The following is a 17,830-nucleotide window of genomic DNA, read 5'->3' on the forward strand; positions in this document are numbered from 1 at the left end:
TGGCGGTTTCAGGCGTTCTCGGCGTTCTCGGCGACGGGGAAGTCCGCAGCGGGGAACAGCCCGCTGAGGGCGAGTGTGGGCGACGACTCCGACAGCACCCGCCGCAGGCGCCGTACGGCGGGCAGCGCGGGGTCGGCGTCCGCCAGCAGGGCCCTGGCCCGGGTGACGACGATCGAGGTGCGGTGTTCCGCAGGCACCTGCCGCAGCGCGTCCGCGGCGATCCTGCAGGCCTCCTCGTGGTCGCCGTGCCTGGCCAGGTGGCTCGCCTGGTCGAGCAGGATCAGCGCCGGGTCGATGGTCTGGAAACCCGGGGGGAACCCGTCGAGGCCCTGCACCTGCAGGGCGTCCCCCAGCTCGATCAGCGTGCCGGTGCGGTAGAACTTCATCCGCTTCTCGGTGAAGACGAAGGCCAGGTCGTCCTGGCTGATGCCGCGCATGCGGGCGAAGATCTGCTCCGCCTCAGCGAGCGCGATCCTGGCGGCCTTGCCGTCCCCCATTCTGGCCAGCGCGCGGGCCTCGGCCGCCGCCGCCAGCGCCGCCGGCGAGCTGGGGGCCGAGCCGGCCAGCATCCGCGCCTCGCGGGCCAGTCGCACGGTCTCGTTCAGGTCGCCGTAGTAATACAGGAGCATGGTCTGCTGGGCCCGCACGAGCGCCCGCAGCCGCAGGTCGCCCACGTCGTCGGAGGCGGCGCGGGCGGTGCCGTACCAGGCGTGGGCCTGGCGGGTGTCGCCCAGCTTCATCAGCGCGTCGGCGGCGAGCAGGGAGAGCATCGTGGTCGCGGTGAGAAGGCGGCGCTGCACCGACGACGGCTGGCGGACCGCGCTCAATCGGCGCACGTCGGAGATCTCCAGCATGACCCGGCAGAGCATCGGCGTCGGCGGGGTCGTCATGTACTCCCTGCGGTAGCGCAGCACCTGCTCGTCCAGCCGGTCGAGCTGGTCCTCGCTCACCGTGCCCGCGGCCAGCGTGCGGTCGAGGTCATGGCGCAGGCCCTCGACCTCCGCGAAGAAGCGGCCGCTCGGCGTGCCCATCAGCATCGCCTGGTGGAACAGCGCCCGGCGCTCCGAGTCGTCGGCGGCCGGGTCCTCGGCCCGGGCCTGCTCGGCGGTCTGGCCCGGCCCCACCACGACGATCTTCTGCCCGCCCGGGTCCTCGCAGTAGTCGGCGGCCAGACCGAGCCGTACGGCGTTGGCCCGGTAGAGCCGGGCCAGCAGATCGATGGTCTGGGGACGCGGGCGGGCCCGGTTGTTCTCCCAGGCGTTCAGCAGGTCGATGCTCGCCCGGGGGTGGCCGAGGTTCTGCTGCTCGCACAGGTGCTCCAGCTCCTCGATCGCCTGCCGGGCCGACCACCCGCGGCCGAGCCTGTGGGCCTTCAGCAGGCTGACGCCGCAGCACCCATGGATCGCCTGGACGGTCTGCCAGAGCGTCCACTGCCGCACCTGTGCCTGTTCGCGCCAGCGACGCGCGCAAGCGGGTGAGTGCTCTCCGCGGGCCATGTGCACGCCCTCCACTGGTGAAGCGGTCCCCGTTTACGGTTGTTTCCCCAAGGTAAACGCGCAGGCACACAACGCCCGGGACTGTTATGCCTTCGTGTTCGTGAACCCGCGTGTGTTCCACGGAATCCCGGTGAGTTCCCTGGTTATTGCACGGTTTCGGGGAATCGGGACGATTGCCGGTGGGTCGTTGCGGGTTCACCCTTTCCGGTGATAGGTCCTGACGTTCCGGAGGCTGACCATGACGACGGTAGACCGCAGCGAGGCGATGGACCACCTGGAGCGGCTCGCCGCGCAGCTCGAGGCCCACTCCTTCCAGGTACGCCTGACGGCGCCTGCCGGCCTCTATCCACGTCTGCGCGTCATCAACCCCATGGAGCCCACGATGGCCGAGGATGTGCTCGCGTCCAACGCCAGCGACGGCGAGTGGTGGTACTGGCTGTCCTGGGCCGGCCGGATCGGGCACGCCTCCGACGTGGTCACCGCCGCAGAACGCATCGCCAGCGTCCTCCACGTCATCCGCCGCTGAACGTCGGCCGGACTCTCAGCGAGGGTCAGGCGAACTTCGACTTCGGGCGGTCCTGGAGGACGCCGTCGACGTACACGTCCACCTTCTCGTCGTAGAAGGCGACCAGTCCGGCGATCTTCTGCGACTCCGGGAGCGGCGTGGGATACGACCAGACGAGGTCCTTGCCGGACTCGTCCTCGCCGACCGACCAGTACACCGCGCGGCCCTTGTACGGGCAGTGGGTCACGGTCTCTGACGGGCGCAGCAGGTCCAGCCGCACGTCGGTCTTCGGCAGGTAGTAGCGCGGCGGCAGGCCGGTCTCGAACAGGACGCGCGGGCTGCGCGAGTCGGCGACGGTCACGCCGCCCACCTCCACGCGGACGTGGCGCGAGCTGGCGAGGATGTCCACCCGCGTGTACGGGTCGCGGGCGTGGACGAAGACCTCCTCGTCCTCCTCGAACCAGTTGTCCATCGCGTTCCAGTCGAACCGGACGTGGCCCCGGATCTGCTCCAGCGGCGCGTCGTCCCCGTACACCAGGGCGGCGCCCGCCCGGCCGGCCACGTCGTGGACCACCGCGTCGCCCCTGCTGGGCGAGTGGCGCGTCTCCCCGGTGGCCTTCAGCTCCTCCAGGCGGACGTCGTCCGCCGGGAAGTAGTACGTCGGGTAGTAGGGAAGCTCCCAGACCAGCAGGGCCCGGGTGGTGTCGGCCACCGCCCGGCCCTCGACGTAGGCACGCACGCGCTTGGCCGTCGTCTCCACCCGGACGCGGCCCCGTTTCGTCGGCTCCATGCCTGCGCCAACCAGCGGGCGGATCGCCCTTATTCCCCGGCCTCACAATCGCCTTTTCCCGGTGTGCGGGGCGGGGTCGGCCCGCGCTATCGACAGCGAGCGGATAAGTCGCTTACCCTCGGCTAGGTGGGTCTTCGCCTTCACGATACGCATCGCCGCGCCGTCCGCGATTTCACCCCCCGAATTCCCGGAACGGTGTCGATTTATCTCTGCGGTCCCACCGTCGTCGTCCCGCCACATCTGGGACAGCTCAGATCGCAGGTGAATTTCGACATCCTGCACCGCTGGCTGAAAAGCAGCGGATACGAGGTCCTGCTGTGCCGGAACGTCACCGACATCGAGGACAAGATAATTCACAGGGCCATTTCCGAGGGGGTTCCCTGGTGGCGGATCACCGATCCCGTCCACCGCGCCTTCGTCCGCACGTACACCGCCCTGGGATGCCTTCCGCCCAGCGTGGAGCCGCGGGCGACGGGACACATCCCGGAGATGATCGAGATGGTGGAGCAGCTCGTCGCGTCCGGGCACGCCTACGAGTCCGACGGCGACGTCTATTTCTCGGTCGGCTCCTACCCGCATTACGGGTCCCTCTCCCGCCAGCAGGCCAGGCATCTGCGGGCAGCCGAGGAAAACGAGCACGGAAAGCGCGATCCGCGCGATTTCGCGCTGTGGAAGAGCGCCAAACCCGGCGAGCCGGTGTGGGACTCCCCCTGGGGCGAGGGGCGCCCGGGGTGGCATCTGGAATGTTCCGCGATGGCCCGCAGATATTTGGGCGCTGAATTCGACATCCACGGCGGCGGGGCGAATCTCATATTCCCGCACCACGAGAACGAGATGGCCCAGTCGCGGGCCGCCGGGGATTCGTTCGCACGATTCTGGCTGCACAACGGCCCGGTGACGCACCGGGGCGAGAAGATACGCAAACATCCCCGCAATCCGCTGGCCGTCCCGGCCCTGCTCGACCGCGTACGGCCGGCCGAACTCCGCTATTACCTGGCGGCGGCCCATTACCGGTCGCCGGTGGAATTCAGCCCCGACGCCCTGGACGAGGCGGCGGCGGCCTACCGGCGGGTCGAGAGGTTCGTGCTGCGGGTGGCCTCCGACGCCGCCGCGTCCCTTCCCCCGCAGTTCAGCGAGGCCATGGACAACGACCTGAACGTGCCCCAGGCCCTCGCGGCCGTCCACCGCGCGGTGGCAGAAGGCAACGCCGCACTGGCGTCCGGAGACCGCCGGCGGGCGGCCGGGAAATGCCGATCGGTCCGGGCCATGCTGAATGTGCTCGGCCTCGATCCGCTCAGCGACACCTGGCACCGGGAAACGCATCTGCAGGAAGTCGCGGGGGCCGTACTCCGGGTGGTCCGTAATCTCGCCGCCGCCAGCGCCCGGCAGGGAGATCACGAACGCGCACGGATCATGGAGCAGCACATCGAGAGGGCGCTCGCTAAACGGCGCCAAATCGAGCATGCCGCGCTTATCAGATAGATCTTGATCGCTCGTCCAGAGTGAACGCTCACATCCCGGCCCGGTCCGGCCTCGCGACTTGCACCGTTCCCTTTGCCGCCGCGCCGTTCCGTCATCGCGGCGGACATCAACGTCCCCCTGCCCACCGTGGTGTACGGCGGCGACGACGACCTCAACGGCGGGGCCGGAACCGACGACTGCAACGGCGGCCCCGGCGCGGACAGGACCTCGGCGTGCGAGTAGCCCCGACGGGCCGCCGGCCACGCGCGGATGACCGAAGGGCGCACGTTACAAGAACAAGAACTGACGCGCGGAGGATAATTTCGGCCAATTCATGGGAATCATGACGGCACCAGCTGACGGACACCGCCGAAAGGAGGGCCCCGATGAAGAAGGTGCAGATCGTGCCGCGACCGCGGCCACCGAGAACTCCCGCTCCGATGGACCTGCGCACCCCCTCGGGAAGGGTCCTCCCCTACTAGACCCCGGTGCCCCGGATCAACTCTTGGCCAGCTCGTAGCAGTGGGCGAAGCCCTCCAGGACGGCGGGCCAGGAGCACCGGACCGGCTCCGTCTCCCTGTTGTGCTCGGCGATCGACTGACGCAGGGCGGAGTCGCGAGCCAGCCGTGCGACCGAGGCGACGAGGTCGTCGAACGTGCGGCCCAGCAGGCCCTCCTTGCCCGGCCTGACGAAGTCGGCCACGCCGCTCTGCGCCCGCGCCACCACCGGCACGCCGGCCGCGCGGGCCTCCAGCGCGGCCAGGCCGAACGACTCACGCGGAGCCGGGGCCACGAACACGTCGGCCACGGCCAGCAGGTCCTTGATCTGCTCCCGGCTGTACCTGCCCGGCAGCGACACCCAGCCCATCCGGCGCGCTCGCAGGTAGCGCTCCATGCGCCCGCGGGCCGGGCCGTCGCCCACGATCGTCGCGCGCATCGCGATGTCCCTCGGCACCCGGTTGCGCACCGTCTCCAGCAGCTTGAGCAGCCGCAACGGCTGCTTGCGGGGCGCCAGTCTGCCGACCGCCACCACATGGACGACGTCGTCCACCGGCCCGTCCCCGGCATCCCGTACGGAACCGGGCTCGGGCCGCCACGAGGTCACGTCGAGGCCGTTCGACACCACCTGTACGGGCACGCGGGGCCCGGCCACGGCGCGGATGGGGCGCGCGGCGGCCTCGCTGACGGCGGTGAGGACCAGGCCCCAGCGCCGCCACTCGAAGGCCGCCTGCAGCGCCCGGTAGACGCCCCGGGTGACCGGATCCCACATGCTGTGGACGGTCGCGACCACCGGCAGCCCGGACCGGACCGCCGCGCGCACTCCCATCCACGCGAAGGGCGAGACCGCCCCCGTGTGGACGTGCACCACGTCGAACCGCCCGCTCGCCATGATCCGGAGAAGGTGGGCCGTGCCGCGCGGATGGACCGGCAGGTCGAACGGGAGGTTCGCGACCACCCGGTGCACCCCGGGCAGCTGCTCCCCCGGCGTCGCGGTCACCACCTCGACCGTGTGGCCCGCCTCCCGCTGGGCCCTGACGAGGTCGGCGACCTGCACCTCGATCCCTCCGAGGCGCGGCAGATAGCAGTCGCTGACGTGAAGAATCCTCACCGGGTCAGCCTGGCAGAGCGCGCCACGCCCATCAAACCGCACACCTATTCGGACTGCTCACAGGGAGGGCGACGTCAGGCGGCCTGGGCCACGTGGGATCATGGGCGGAACCGGCAGCGCAGACGAGTGGAGCACGCGATGACGACGTTCCGTGGGGCGCGATGAGGACGGCGGTGTTCTTCCACGCCCATCCCGACGACGAGGCGCTGCTGACCGCCGGGACCATGGCCATGCTGGCCAACGAGGGGCATCGTGTGGTGCTCGTCGTCGCGACGGCCGGCGAGCGCGGCCTCGCCGATCTCCCCCACGGCGAGGAGCTGGGCAGAGCGCGCATGGACGAGCTGCACCGCTCGGCCGCGGCCCTGGGCTGCGCCCGGGTCGTGCTGCTCGGCTACGGCGACTCCGGCCTGGCCATCGACGGCGGCGTGGCCGACGACCGGCCGGACAACGCGTTCATCGACGCCGACATCGAGGAGGCGGCGCAACAGCTGGCCTCGGTGCTCAAGGAGGAGACCGCCGACCTGCTCACGATCTACGACCCGGCCGGCGGCTATGGCCACCCCGACCACGTGCAGGTCTACCGGGTCGGAAGCCGGGCCGCCGAGATCGCCGGGACGCCCATCGTGCTGGAGGCGACGGTCGACCGCGACCTGCTGCTCAAAGGGGTACGGCTGGCCTCCCGGTTCTACCCGGCGATCGACGTGCGGAGCTTCGAACGGGCCTACTCGCCCCGGGACGCGATCACCCACCGGGTCAACGTGCGCAAGTACGCGAAGGCCAAGCGGGCGGCGATGGCGGCCCACGCCAGCCAGGCCACGGGCGGCGACGGCGACCGCACGCTGGGCGCGATGCTGAAGATCCCCGGGTTCGCCTACCGCTTCGTCTTCGGCACCGAGTGGTACGTGCGCCGCGGCCTGCCCCGCGGCACCCGCCTGCGGCATCCCTTCGACGGCAGCCCGCAGGCCACCCCCTAAGGGTCGTGATCCTCCGCCAGGAGGATTCCGCCACCACCGGGGCCCGGCAGACTGGAGGGGACCGACACCGGACTGGGGGCGTACGCGGGTGAACAGGAAGTGGCTGCAGATCGCGCTGTCTGTGGTGTCGCTCGGGCTGGCCGCGGCCCTGGTGCTCTATCTCCCGGAGATCGTGCACACGCTGACCGGCGCCACCGTGAGCTGGACGGAGATCGGCCACCAGTTCGGCGGTCTCGGGTGGCAGATGATCGCGCTGATGATCGTCCTGTGGCTGGCGAGCCTGTGGGCGTACACGTTCGTGATGACCTCCGCGCTGCCCGGCCTCACGCACATGCAGGCGCTCACGCTCAACGCGGCGGGAAGCGCGGTCAGCAACCTGCTGCCGTTCGGCGGGGCGGCGGGCGTGGCCCTGACGTTCGGCATGACCCGCGGCTGGGGCTTCGCCAACCGGCCGATCGTCGTCTACACGCTGGTCACCGGCATCTGGAACTCGCTGTTCCGGTTCATCCTGCCCGCCGTGGGGATCGTGTGCCTGCTGATGGCGGGCAAGGCCACCAATCCCACGGTCGCCAAGGCGGGCTGGGCCGGGGCGGTCTCGATCCTCGTCCTCGTCGCCGTCGTCGCCACGGCGCTGTACTGGGACCGCGCGGCCGCCGTCCTCGGCCGCGTCCTCGACGGGCTCGTACGGCTCGCGCCCCGGCGGTTCCGCCCGGCCGAGCACGCGGCGTCGGCGGCGATCGAACGGCTGCGCAGGGACACGGCCGACATCATCCACAGCCGGTGGGCGGGCCTGTCACTCGGGATGGTCGCCTTCCTCGTCCTGCAGTGCCTGATCATGGCCGCCTGCCTGGTCGCCACCGACTCGTACCCGGGACCGGCCGAGACCGTCGCCGTCTTCGCGCTCAGCCGCGTCCTCACCACCGCCCTCGTCACACCCAGTGGCGCGGGGATCATGGAGGGGGGCGTCGCCACGCTGCTGATCGGGGCGTTCGGCCAGCCCGCCGGCGGGGCCACCGCGGCCGCCGTGCTGTTCGGCTTCTGGACCTACACCATCGAGATCCCCTGGGGCGGGCTCGCGCTCGGCGGATGGGCCCTGCTGCGCAGGCGGGAGACCCGCGCCGCGAACGCGGAGGCGGGCTCGGCCGCCTCCCCGCACCGCACCCGGGTCCGCTGATCAACTGCGGGTCACCCTGCCGATCTCCTACACTCGCGGGGCGAGAAGGTGAGGGTGTCCGGGTTGGTGAATGCCTTGTGCCCCTTCGCGGGCGCGCATACGGTGACGCCTGAGATAGGAAGACCAGCGGCGGCCGGAAGGCACGGCGCACGACAGCGGAGGAGCGCCCGATGAGCCCCCCGACGAGCCCGGTGACGTTCCGGGTCCTGGGGCCGGTGGGGGCGCACGACGGCACCGACGAGCTCGACCTCGGCGGGCTGCGGCAGCGCGCGGTGCTGGCCCGCCTGCTCGTGGCGCGCGGCCAGGTCGTGCCCGTGGACACCCTGCTGTTCGACCTGTGGGACGACGACACCGCCAAGGGCGCCCAGTCGGGGTTGCAGGTCTACATCTCCCGGCTGCGCCGCGTGCTCGAGCCCAACCGCCCGCGCGGCGGGCCCAACCGCCTGCTCGTGACCGTCGCGTCGGGGTACGCCCTGCGCGCCGCCCCGGAACAGGTGGACGCGCTGCGCTTCGAGGCCATGGTCCGCTCGGCCGGGGAGCGGCTGGAGGAGAGCCCCCAGGCCGCCCGGGCCCGGCTGGATTCGGCGCTCGCGCTGTGGCAGGGCACGCCGTACTCGGACTTCGCCGACCAGTCCTGGGCGGAGGCGGAGGTGGCGCGGCTGAGCGAGCTGCGCCTGGTGGCCAGGGAGCGGCACGCCGACGCCGGGCTGCGGATGGGCCTGCACGCCGAGACCGTGCCCGACCTGGAGGCGCTGACCACCGAGCACGCCCTGCGCGAGGAGGGCTGGCGGCTGCTCGCGCTCGGGCTGTACCGGTGCGGGCGGCAGGGCGACGCGCTCGCCGCGCTGCGCCGGGCCCGCACGATCCTGTCCGACGAGCTGGGCATCGACCCCGGTCCGGCGCTGCGGAAGCTGGAGTCGGACATCCTGGCCCAGGACCCCGGGCTCGACCTCGTGCTCCCCGCGCCCCGGCGGCCCGCCGAGATCACCGCGACCTGGCCGCCCCGGCCGGTCGCCACCGGCGACGCCCCGCCGCTGGAGCCCGAGCCGTTCGTCGGGCGCGACGCCGAACTGGCCGCGCTCGCCGCCGCCGCGCCCCGCGCCCAGGCGGGCCGGTTCACGGTCACCGTGGTCAGCGGCGATCCCGGCGCGGGGAAGACCACACTGGTGCGGCGGCTGTTCGAGCGGCTGGAGGGCGACGGCTGGATAGGGGCGACCGGTGGCTGCCCCGACAGCACGGCGACCCCGCCCGGCTGGGCCTGGGTCGAGGTGCTGCGCGCCCTGGTCTCCCGCAGGGGCGCGGGCGAGTACGCCGCGCTGCTGGCGCCGCTGCTCGACGACGCCGCTCCCGACATCGCCGACGACGAGGCGTCGGGCGGCTTCCGGCTGCACCGGGCCGTCGGCGGCTACCTGTCGGCCGTGGCGCGCGAGGCCCCGCTGCTGATCCTCCTGGAGGACCTGCACTGGGCCGACGACCAGACGCTCGCGCTGCTGCGCGCGCTGCCCAGCCTGCTCGCGGCAAGCCGCGTGCTCGTCGTGGTGACCTGCCGCGACGGCGAGCTGAACGACCAGCAGCAGGACGTGCTGGCCGCGCTGGCCCGGCTCGACCCCGTACGCGTGGGGCTCGGCGGCCTCGACGACGCCGCCGTGGCGGAGCTCGTCCGGGCGACCTGCGTGCACGAGGTGGACGACGAGGTCGTCAGCACGATCGTCGAGCGAGCTGGGGGCAACCCGTTCTTCGTCAAGGAGACGGCCCGGCTGTTCGAGGCCGAGGCCGACATCTCCGAGGTGCCCTCGGGCGTGCGCGACGTGCTGAGGCGGCGGATCGCCCGGCTGCCGGAGCGGGCCCAGCAGGTGTTGCTGCAGGCCGCCGTGATCGGCCGCGACGTGGACGTGGACGTCCTGGTCGACGTGTCGGGCGACGAGGACGCCGTGGTGGACGCGGTCGAGGCGGCGCTGCTCGCCGGGCTGGTGACCGAGCCGGGCCCCGGCCTGCTCAGGTTCGACCACGACCTGGTCAGGGACACGATCTACTCGGACGCCTCCCGGCTGCGCCGCTCGCGCCTGCACGCCGCGGTCGCCTCGGTGATCGAGCAGCGCAGCCCGAACGACGTGGCCGCGCTGGCCCACCACTACGACGCGGCGGGCACGGTGGAGACCGCCGCGAAGGCCGTGCGGTACGCCGGGCTGGCCGCCGAGCAGGCCGAGCGCAGGTTCGCCCACCGGGAGGCCGCGACGCTCTGGCAGCAGGCCATCGCCGCCTTCGACCGTGCTCACACGGGCCGGGCTCACACGGGCCGGGCTCACACGGGCCGGGCTCAGACAGGCCGGGGATCGGTACGCGACCGGCTGGAGCTTCAGCTGCGGATGATCAGGGCGCTGGCGCTGTGCGGGGACATGACCGCCGCCCGCGCGCACCGGGGGGAGGCGATGTCGGTCGCACTGCCCCTGGGCGATCTGGAGCTGACCGCCCGGGTCGCGGCGGCGCTCGCGGTGCCGCACAAGGGCATCGCCCGCGACTTCACGCGCACGGCCTGGGAGATCGTCGACGTCACCGAGAAGGCGCTGGTCGAGCTGCCGGAGGGCGAGCAGTCGCTGCGGGCCAGCCTGCTCGCGACGCTGGCCCTGGAGCTGGAGGGGTCGGCCACCGAGCGCGGCTACCAGGCGTCGCTGGAGGCCGAGGAGCTGGCCAGGTCGAGCGGCGACCCCGCGCTGCTGGCGATGGCGCTGAGCGGGCGGCTGCGGCAGTCGTACACGCTGACGCAGGTCGACGAGCGCGAGACCATCGGCCGTGAGCTGCTGCGGGTCGGGGCGGAGTCGGGCCAGATCGCGGTGCAGACGCTGGCACACCTCGTGCTGCTGGAGTGCGCGGCGGCCCGCGGCGACTTCACCGAGGCCGACGAGCACCTCGCGCAGGCCGAACGCCTCGGACGGCAGTACGCCCTGCCCGCCCCTGCGGCCGTCGGCGCGTGGTACGCCGGACAGCGGTTGATGATCACGGGTGACTACGCGGGGGCCGAGCGGGCCTACCGGAACGCGGCGCGGCTGACCGCGCGGGCCGGGATGCTCGAAGGCCGCCAGGACCTGCCGCTGATCGCCACGTTCTGCCTGCACCTGGTGGACGGGCGGGCCGCCGAGATGGCCGAGCCGCTGGGCGAGGCCCACCAGCGCGGCGCGAAGTGGACCCTCGACGCCTACGCCGTGGCGCTCGCCTCGGCCGGGCACGTGCGGGACGCCCAGGTGGTGGCCACGAGCCGGGAACCGGTCCGCACCGACTTCCTCTACGAGCTCGCCCTCATCTGGCGGGCGCTCGCCGGGATGCTGCTGGACGACGAGGGCCGGATGCGGGAGGCGTACGAGAAGCTGGCGCCGTTCCGCGACCGCATCGCCGGGGCCGGCACCGGCGTGGTCGCCCTGTGGCCGGTGGCGAAGACGCTCGGCGACCTCGCCGTACGGCTCGGTCTGCCGGCCCGCGACCACTACGAGAAGGCGCTGGCCGTGGCCGAGCGGGTGGGCGTGCCCCGCTGGGTCGCCGAGGCCCGCGGGGCGCTCGCGAACAGGTGAGAAGGGGCGGGGGGGCAACGTTTGCCGAAGGCGAAGGAAGGCGGAGTTCGCGAAGGCCCCTGTCGCACCGCGAACCCGTCGCCTCTCGTCCCCTCAGGTGTACAAGGGACGGATTGACCAGCGGTTGACATCGGCTTGCAATCAGGGCGATGCGGGGCGCTAAGGTGAGGCTTGCCTAATGACTGCCCCGATGACCGGCGGTGAGAGCACGTGCGGATCCCTGACCCTACGGCCGCCTCCGTGTTCGGCCTTCCTCTGTGGCTGGTCGTCGCGGTCGGCGCGGTCGCCCTGTTCGGCGCGTTCCAGGTGTACTACTGGGTCGGCCGCAGGCTCGGCGAGGCGCTCTACCGCTCGCGGATGGGCCGCGGGATCGGCCGGGAGCGGATCGAGCGCGTGGAGAACGTGGTGCGCCGGTGGGGCGCGCTCGCCGTCTACGGCTGCTTCTGGGTGCCGGGCCTGCGGCACACGCTGCCGTGGGTCGCGGGGGCGCTGCGGGTGGACTACCGCTGGTATGTGGTGGCCAGCGCGCTCGGCTGCCTGACCTGGGTGCCGGTGGCCTCCTTCGGCCTCTACTCGCTCCTGTGGGCGTGGCTGTCGCTGGCGGCCCGGTCCCCCGGGCTGGCCGCCGCCGTCGTCGCCGTCGTGGCCCTGGCCGTCGCCCTCCTCGTACGGCGCCGCAGGAGGAGGGGCGGGAACGGGGCCGCACCCGCCGCACCCGAAGCCGTGCGATCATGTCGGGATGCGTAACGGGGTACTCATCGCGCTGGCCGCCGCCCTCGTCACGGCAGGGACCGCGGCCGCGCCCGCTCAGGCCGCTGAAGCGCCCTCGGTCACGGCCAGGGAGGCCTACCTGGTGGACACCACGGAGGGAACGGTCCAGTTCGCCAAGCGCGAGACGCGCCGGGTGCCGGTCGCGAGCCTGACCAAGGTCATGACCGCCTACGTGGTCCGGCGGCAGGCCCGCCTGGACGACGTGGTGACCATCGCCAAGGCCGACGTGAGGCACGCGACGGCCGGCGGGGCCACGACGGCGGGCCTGCGGGCGGGCGAGCGGCTCAAGGTCCGCGACCTGCTCTACGGGCTCATGCTCCCCTCGGGAGCGGACGCCGCCCACGCCCTGGCCGAGCGGTACGGCCCGGGGACGGCGAAGTTCGTCGCGAAGATGAACGAAGCGGCGCGGGCTCTCGGCCTGCGCGACACCCGCTACGCCAACCCGGACGGGCTGCCATCGAAGGGGTACTCCACCGCCCGCGACCAGGCGACGCTGGCCGCGGCGGCGCTGCGCGACCCCGTGATCGCGTCCATCGCCAAGACGCCCAAGCGGGTGGTCGGGAAGTCGGCCCTCCACCGGGCGCACGTGTGGCGCAACACCAACGACCTGCTGGACGACGGCGCGGTGGGGCTGAAGACCGGCTTCACCAACCAGGCCGGCTACTGCCTGTCGTTCGCCGCCGTCCGGGACGGGCGCACGTACGTGGGGGTCGTGCTGGGCGAGCGCAGCGACAAGGCGAGGTTCGCCACGGCACGCAAGCTGCTCGACTGGGCCGGCCAGGGCACCGGCGAGAGCGCCGAGACGGGGGCCGGGGTCACGCTCCCCTGAGCAGGCCGTGACAGGCGACGGCCGCGGCGGCCACCACGTTCAGGGAGTCGACGCCGAGGTCCATCGCCCGCGGGCTCATCGGGATGCAGACGGGCTGGTCGGCCTCGTGCAGCCAGTGGGACGACAGCCCGTCGCCCTCCGAGCCGAGCATCAGCGCGACCCGGCCGGACAGCGGGGCCTTGTCCAGCGGCACGGCCGACTGGTCGGGCGTGAGCGCCAGCAGGCGGAACCCGGCCGCCCTGATCTCCGCCAGGCCGCCGTGCCAGTCGGTCATCCGGGCGTACGGGATCGCGAACACCGCCCCCATCGACACCTTGACGGCCCTGCGATAGAGGGGGTCGGCGCAGCGCGGTGACAGCACGATCGCGCCGACGCCGAGCGCCGCGGCGCAGCGGAAGATCGCCCCGACGTTGCCGTGGTCGACCAGGTCCTCCAGGACGAGGATCCGCGACCCCGCGTCGGCGAGGAGTCCGCCGACCGGGGGAAGCGGGGTGCGCTCCATCGCGGCGAGCGCGCCCCGGTGCACCTGGAAGCCGGTGATCCCCTCCATCACCCGGTCGGAGACCACATAGACGGTGGCCTCCCCGACGACGTCGGCCAGCGCGTCGAGCCACTTGGCCGTGGTCAGCACCGAGCGCACCGGATGGCCCGCGCCGATCGCCCGCCGGATGACCTTCTCGCCCTCGGCGACGAACAGCCCGCGCTCGCTCTCGACGCTCTTGCGCAGATCGACGTCGCGCAGCCGCACGTAGTCCGACAGGCGCGGATCTGCGGCGTCCTCGACCGGGATGACCACGGGCCAAGGGTACGGCCTGCGTAGAACACTCCCGCACACCAGGCGCGAGTTGCGCCTTTTGCCGCTATCGTTCCCTAAACCTGTTACGGCCAGTCGACATCGGAGAGAGCACCGTGGGCGGACGGCACCGCACAGACGAACTCGATGGCGGCTTCGACCCCCAGTACGAGCCCCCGCCGCCGCCGCGGCGGCGGGCCGGACGGGGGACGGTGTTCGTCCCGCTGGCGGGAGCGGTCGCCCTGGCCGTGCTCCTCGGCGTCGCCGCGTACGTGGTGGTGAACAAGAGCCCGGGCTGCGCCGGCGAGAAGGTCAAGCTCTCGGTCGTCGCCGCGCCCGACATCCAGCCCGCCGTCCAGAAGATCGCCACCAGGTTCGGCAAGTCGGGCAAGGCCGTCGACGGCAAGTGCGTCGCCGTCACGGTCAAGGCCGCCGAGCCGGCCGACGTCGCCAACGCGATGGCGGGCACCGGTCCCACCAGCGGCAAGCTGGACCCCGACCTGTGGATCCCCGACTCCAGCCTGTGGCTGAGCGGCGTCAAGAACGCGCCCGAGCCCACCGGGAACGCCGCGAGCACCCCCGTCGTGCTCGCCGCGTCCAAGACCGGCGCGGACAAGCTCCAGTCGGCCTTCAGCCCCAGTTGGACCGGCCTGATGAGCGCGGCGAACGCCGCCAACCCCGACGGCCTGGCGCGGAAGGTGCGCGTGCTCGCGCTCGATCCCACGCAGAACGCCGCCGGCCTCGGCGCGCTGCTCGCCGGGGCCGCCGTGCTCAAGCAGGGAGGCGGCAGCGAGGAGACGCTCGTCGGCGTGCTGCGCCAGTTGTCGGAGTCCACCGTGTCGACCCCCGACAGCATGTTCGCCACGCTGACCAAGGCCGCGGCCCGCATCCCGGTCGGCGTGACGTCCGAGCAGGCCGTGTGGACGTACAACACGACGACGACCCCCTCGAACCCGGCGGTCGCGCTCTATCCGGCCGAGGGCACGATCAGCCTCGACTACCCGATCATCGTCACGGCGAAGGACGCCGCGACACGCAAGGCGGCGCAGGCCCTGGCGACCGAGGTGACCTCGCCCAGCGGCAGGAAGACCGTCCAGGACTACGGCTTCCGCGCGCCCGACGGCAAGGGCGGCAGCCTGCTGAAGCCCGACAACGGCGTGAACGCCAAGAAGCCGGCCGCGATCCCGCTGCCGGACGCCGCGACCGTCACCCGTCTCTCGCAGGCGTGGCACCAGATCAAGCTCGGCACCAGGCTGCTCTCCCTCATCGACATCTCCGGGACCATGGCGCTGCCCGCCGACAAGACCGGCGTGACCCGGATGCGCGCGATCACCGACCTCACCGTCGAGGGCCTGAAGCTCTTCCCGGACAAGGCCGAGCTGGGCATCTGGGCCTTCTCCGACAACCTGCGCGGGCAGGGCGTCGACTGGAAGCCCGTCGTGCAGATCGGGCCGCTGGCCCAGCAGATCAACGGGGTGACCCGCCGCGAGGTGATCGCCCAGGCGCTGCGCCAGGCCAAGGCCATCCCCACGGGCAACACCGGCCTGAACGACACCCTGTGGGCCGCCTACCAGAAGATGACCAAGGAGTACGAGCCCGACAAGGTCAACACGATCCTGCTGTTCACCGACGGCGTCGGCAACGACGACCCGAACGGCGGCATCTCCAACACCGAGATCCTGCGCAAGCTGAAGGACGCCTACGACCCCAAGCGGCCGGTGAGCATCCTGATCATCTCGTTCAACACCCAGAAGGACGAGGACCGGACGCAGATGACCTCCATCGCCAAGGCGACCGGCGGCGCCGCCTACTTCCCGCAGACGGTCCTGGAGATCCGCAACATCTTCCTCAAGGGCATCGCCCGCAGACTCCAGTAACAGCAGTCGCTGTTTTCGCAGATCATGCCGGTTGGGCATGACTGTCGGGCAGGACCGTCTGATCCGTAAACGACGCCAGAGGGGACGGCGTCCCACTCGTGTGGGGACCGGCAAGACCAGGTTCCGTCACACGGGGAGGAATGTTCGTTGCCCGAATGGCCCGGCGTCGGGCGAGCCGACGACCACCGACTGCTGGAGGCGCTGCGCCGCGGGGGCGGCGCCGACGCCCAGGCTCCGGCCGCGCTGTACGACGCCTATGCCGACCGGCTGAGCGACTACGCGTACGCGCTGGTGCGCGACCTCGACGCGGCGGAGCGTGCGGTGCACGACGCGCTCGTCGCCGCGTCCTGCTGCGCCGACCGGCTGAAGGAACCGGCCCGGCTGCGGGCGTGGCTGTACGCGCTGACCCGGTTCCACAGCGCCACCAGAAGAGGGGCCGCGCGAGCGGGGAAGGAGGTCGCAGGACCCGTCATCGCGGTGGAGGAGTCCGCGGACCCGCCGCTCGCCGCGCTGGTGCGGGAGGCGCTGGGGGAACTCGGCGACCACGAGCGCGAGGTGCTCGAACTTGCCGTAAGGCACGGCCTGACGACGGCCGAGATCGGATCGGTCCTCGGGCTCGCCTCCCGGCAGGTGTCGGCGCGGCTCACCCGGGCCCGCGACCACCTGGAGAACGCCGCCGCGGCCCTCGTGCTGGCCAGGGTCGGCCGGGCCCACTGCCCGGAGCTGTCGGCCCTGGTCGACCACGGCGTGGGCGCCGCCTGGCAGGACGGCCCCCTCGGTCCTCCCGTGCGCAAGCGGTTGAGCAAGCACATCGGGGCCTGTGAGATCTGCCGCGAGGGCCGGGGCAGGCACGTGTCGGCCGAGCGGCTGCTCGACATGATCCCCGTCGCCTTCCCCCCGCTCTCCCTGCGCCGCCGGGTGATCGAGTCCGCGCTCCACGCCGACCGGCGTGACGCCGCCACCGCCGTCGCCACCGCCGAGTTCGACCGGCGCGGTTTCCCCGCGACCACCGGCAGGCAGGCGGGGCACGGGCGGACAGAGCATGGCCGGACAGAGCATGGGCGGACAGGGCTCCGGCAAACTGAGCGCAAACGGGTCCGCTCCCGCCCGCTGCGGGCCGCTCCCGTCATGCTCGCCGCCGTCTGCGTGTTCGGCGCGGCCGGCGGGCTCGCCCTGGTCTCCGGTCAGGATCCGGCCGAGCGGCTCGAGGCGATACGCGTACCCCCGACGGCGGCGCCCGCAGATCCTGCCCCCGGAGATCCTGTCCCCGGAGATCCTGTCCCCGGAGATTCTGAGCCGGGCCCGGAGGAGAGCGACCTGCCCACGGCGACTCCCGCCGCGTCCGGAGACGAGACACCCCCACCAGACGGCTCCCCCCAATCGGCCGCGACCGCCCCGCCCCACACCACCGCACCCTCGGGGCGGTCGCGGCCGTCTCCCACCCGTACGCGACCCGCGCCCAGGCCGGCTCTGACGGCGCTGTGCCCCGGAGATCTGGGCGGGGCCGCGGGCGCCTCGGTCACGCTGGCCGCGCGCAACGCCGTGATCGAGTGGACGGCCGTCACCTCGGGCGGGATCACCGTCTCGCCCCGGCACGGCAGGCTCCGCGCGGGCGCGAGCGGCCGGGTCACGCTCGCCGTCGCCGATCCCGGCGTCGCGGGCAGGGGCGTGGTGACCTTCGAGTCCTCGGCCGGCCGGCCCTCGTGCCGGGTGACATGGGACGGCCAGGAGGGGAACGGCGACGCCGACCCGCTGCCCGACCCGACCCCCGACACCACGACCCGCCCCACGGCCGGCCCCTCCTCCGATCCCGCGGGCGAGTCGGGCGACGGCCCGACTTCGGCGGGCGAAGCGGCCGCCACTCCGTCCGCCTGACGCATTCGTCACACAATCACCAGTTGTTACACCCTCGTTGGAAGATTGGCACCCGCCAGTAACAATCAGGATTCGCGAGGTGTCAGCGGAAGTTTGAAAGGGGAAAAACGACGC

The 17,830-nt window shown here is 72.5% G+C and carries 14 protein-coding genes; 10 read left to right on the plus strand and 4 right to left on the minus strand.

The genetic code is table 11. The features are described from left to right. Window positions 1-8: 8 nt before the first annotated feature. Window positions 9-1,496 carry an XRE family transcriptional regulator gene (locus FLW16_RS04295; protein ID WP_260614875.1) on the minus strand — a complete coding sequence of 496 codons (1,488 nt, stop codon included), beginning with the start codon at window positions 1,494-1,496 and terminating at the stop codon, window positions 9-11. Window positions 1,497-1,734: 238 nt separating this feature from the next. On the opposite strand from FLW16_RS04295, the gene FLW16_RS04300 reads away from it, so the two are divergent. Further along, window positions 1,735-2,022, plus strand: coding sequence for a hypothetical protein (locus tag FLW16_RS04300; RefSeq protein WP_079315904.1), 288 nt, complete (start codon window positions 1,735-1,737; stop codon window positions 2,020-2,022). Between the two features lie 25 nt (window positions 2,023-2,047). Here the strand turns inward: FLW16_RS04300 and FLW16_RS04305 are convergent, their stop codons facing one another. After that, entirely contained in the window at window positions 2,048-2,791 is a 744-nt protein-coding gene (locus tag FLW16_RS04305) for a DUF427 domain-containing protein (protein ID WP_142557800.1), read from the minus strand. 126 nt (window positions 2,792-2,917) lie between these two features. Here FLW16_RS04305 and cysS point away from each other — a divergent pair, with 126 nt between their 5' ends. Both cysS and FLW16_RS43410 read left to right on the plus strand, forming a co-directional pair. Next, window positions 2,918-4,273: a cysteine--tRNA ligase gene (gene cysS, locus FLW16_RS04310; protein ID WP_142557802.1), complete on the plus strand. Its 1,356-nt coding sequence runs from the start codon at window positions 2,918-2,920 to the stop codon at window positions 4,271-4,273. A 72-nt stretch (window positions 4,274-4,345) separates the two neighbouring features. Beyond that, complete coding sequence (locus FLW16_RS43410; protein ID WP_185949247.1) at window positions 4,346-4,495, plus strand: hypothetical protein; 150 nt, start codon at window positions 4,346-4,348, stop codon at window positions 4,493-4,495. A 255-nt stretch (window positions 4,496-4,750) separates the two neighbouring features. Here the strand turns inward: FLW16_RS43410 and FLW16_RS04315 are convergent, their stop codons facing one another. Beyond that, window positions 4,751-5,860, minus strand: coding sequence for a glycosyltransferase family 4 protein (locus tag FLW16_RS04315; protein ID WP_142557804.1), 1,110 nt, complete (start codon window positions 5,858-5,860; stop codon window positions 4,751-4,753). 161 nt (window positions 5,861-6,021) lie between these two features. Between FLW16_RS04315 and FLW16_RS04320 the strand changes: the two genes are divergently transcribed. From FLW16_RS04320 to FLW16_RS04340, 5 genes are all read left to right on the plus strand, one after another. Then, window positions 6,022-6,834 (plus strand): PIG-L deacetylase family protein, encoded by an 813-nt coding sequence (locus FLW16_RS04320; RefSeq protein ID WP_142557806.1) that lies wholly within the window; start codon window positions 6,022-6,024, stop codon window positions 6,832-6,834. 88 nt (window positions 6,835-6,922) lie between these two features. Next, entirely contained in the window at window positions 6,923-8,008 is a 1,086-nt protein-coding gene (locus FLW16_RS04325) for a lysylphosphatidylglycerol synthase domain-containing protein (protein ID WP_142557808.1), read from the plus strand. A 170-nt stretch (window positions 8,009-8,178) separates the two neighbouring features. Then, complete coding sequence (locus FLW16_RS04330) at window positions 8,179-11,571, plus strand: AfsR/SARP family transcriptional regulator (protein WP_142557810.1); 3,393 nt, start codon at window positions 8,179-8,181, stop codon at window positions 11,569-11,571. 240 nt (window positions 11,572-11,811) lie between these two features. Further along, window positions 11,812-12,318, plus strand: a complete 507-nt coding sequence (locus FLW16_RS04335) for a DedA family protein (protein ID WP_260614878.1) — start codon at window positions 11,812-11,814, stop codon at window positions 12,316-12,318. After that, window positions 12,311-13,171 (plus strand): D-alanyl-D-alanine carboxypeptidase family protein, encoded by an 861-nt coding sequence (locus tag FLW16_RS04340; RefSeq protein ID WP_142557814.1) that lies wholly within the window; start codon window positions 12,311-12,313, stop codon window positions 13,169-13,171. The genes FLW16_RS04335 and FLW16_RS04340 overlap by 8 nt, the downstream gene beginning before the upstream one ends. Here the strand turns inward: FLW16_RS04340 and FLW16_RS04345 are convergent. Next, window positions 13,158-13,967, minus strand: coding sequence for an RNA methyltransferase (locus tag FLW16_RS04345; RefSeq protein ID WP_142557816.1), 810 nt, complete (start codon window positions 13,965-13,967; stop codon window positions 13,158-13,160). The genes FLW16_RS04340 and FLW16_RS04345 overlap by 14 nt on opposite strands. Window positions 13,968-14,080: 113 nt before the next feature. On the opposite strand from FLW16_RS04345, the gene FLW16_RS04350 reads away from it, so the two are divergent. Both FLW16_RS04350 and FLW16_RS04355 read left to right on the plus strand, forming a co-directional pair. Beyond that, a complete protein-coding gene (locus FLW16_RS04350) occupies window positions 14,081-15,841 on the plus strand; it encodes a substrate-binding and VWA domain-containing protein (protein ID WP_142557818.1) in 1,761 nt (586 codons plus the stop codon). A gap of 147 nt (window positions 15,842-15,988) precedes the next feature. Further along, window positions 15,989-17,716, plus strand: a complete 1,728-nt coding sequence (locus FLW16_RS04355) for a sigma factor-like helix-turn-helix DNA-binding protein (RefSeq protein ID WP_142557820.1) — start codon at window positions 15,989-15,991, stop codon at window positions 17,714-17,716. The last annotated feature ends 114 nt before the right edge of the window (window positions 17,717-17,830 follow it).

The sequence above is a fragment of the Microbispora sp. KK1-11 genome (assembly GCF_006874435.1).
GTDB lineage: Bacteria > Actinomycetota > Actinomycetes > Streptosporangiales > Streptosporangiaceae > Microbispora > Microbispora catharanthi.

What these genes read in the sequence shown, in the direction of transcription:
- FLW16_RS04305 (WP_142557800.1), bottom strand. Translation starts at nt 2,791, where the DNA reads ATGGAGCCGACGAAACGGGGCCGCGTCCGGGTGGAGACGACGGCCAAG.
- FLW16_RS04300 (WP_079315904.1), top strand. Translation starts at nt 1,735, where the DNA reads ATGACGACGGTAGACCGCAGCGAGGCGATGGACCACCTGGAGCGGCTC.
- FLW16_RS04320 (WP_142557806.1), top strand. Translation starts at nt 6,022, where the DNA reads ATGAGGACGGCGGTGTTCTTCCACGCCCATCCCGACGACGAGGCGCTG.
- FLW16_RS04295 (WP_260614875.1), bottom strand. Translation starts at nt 1,496, where the DNA reads ATGGCCCGCGGAGAGCACTCACCCGCTTGCGCGCGTCGCTGGCGCGAA.
- FLW16_RS04340 (WP_142557814.1), top strand. Translation starts at nt 12,311, where the DNA reads ATGCGTAACGGGGTACTCATCGCGCTGGCCGCCGCCCTCGTCACGGCA.
- FLW16_RS04330 (WP_142557810.1), top strand. Translation starts at nt 8,179, where the DNA reads ATGAGCCCCCCGACGAGCCCGGTGACGTTCCGGGTCCTGGGGCCGGTG.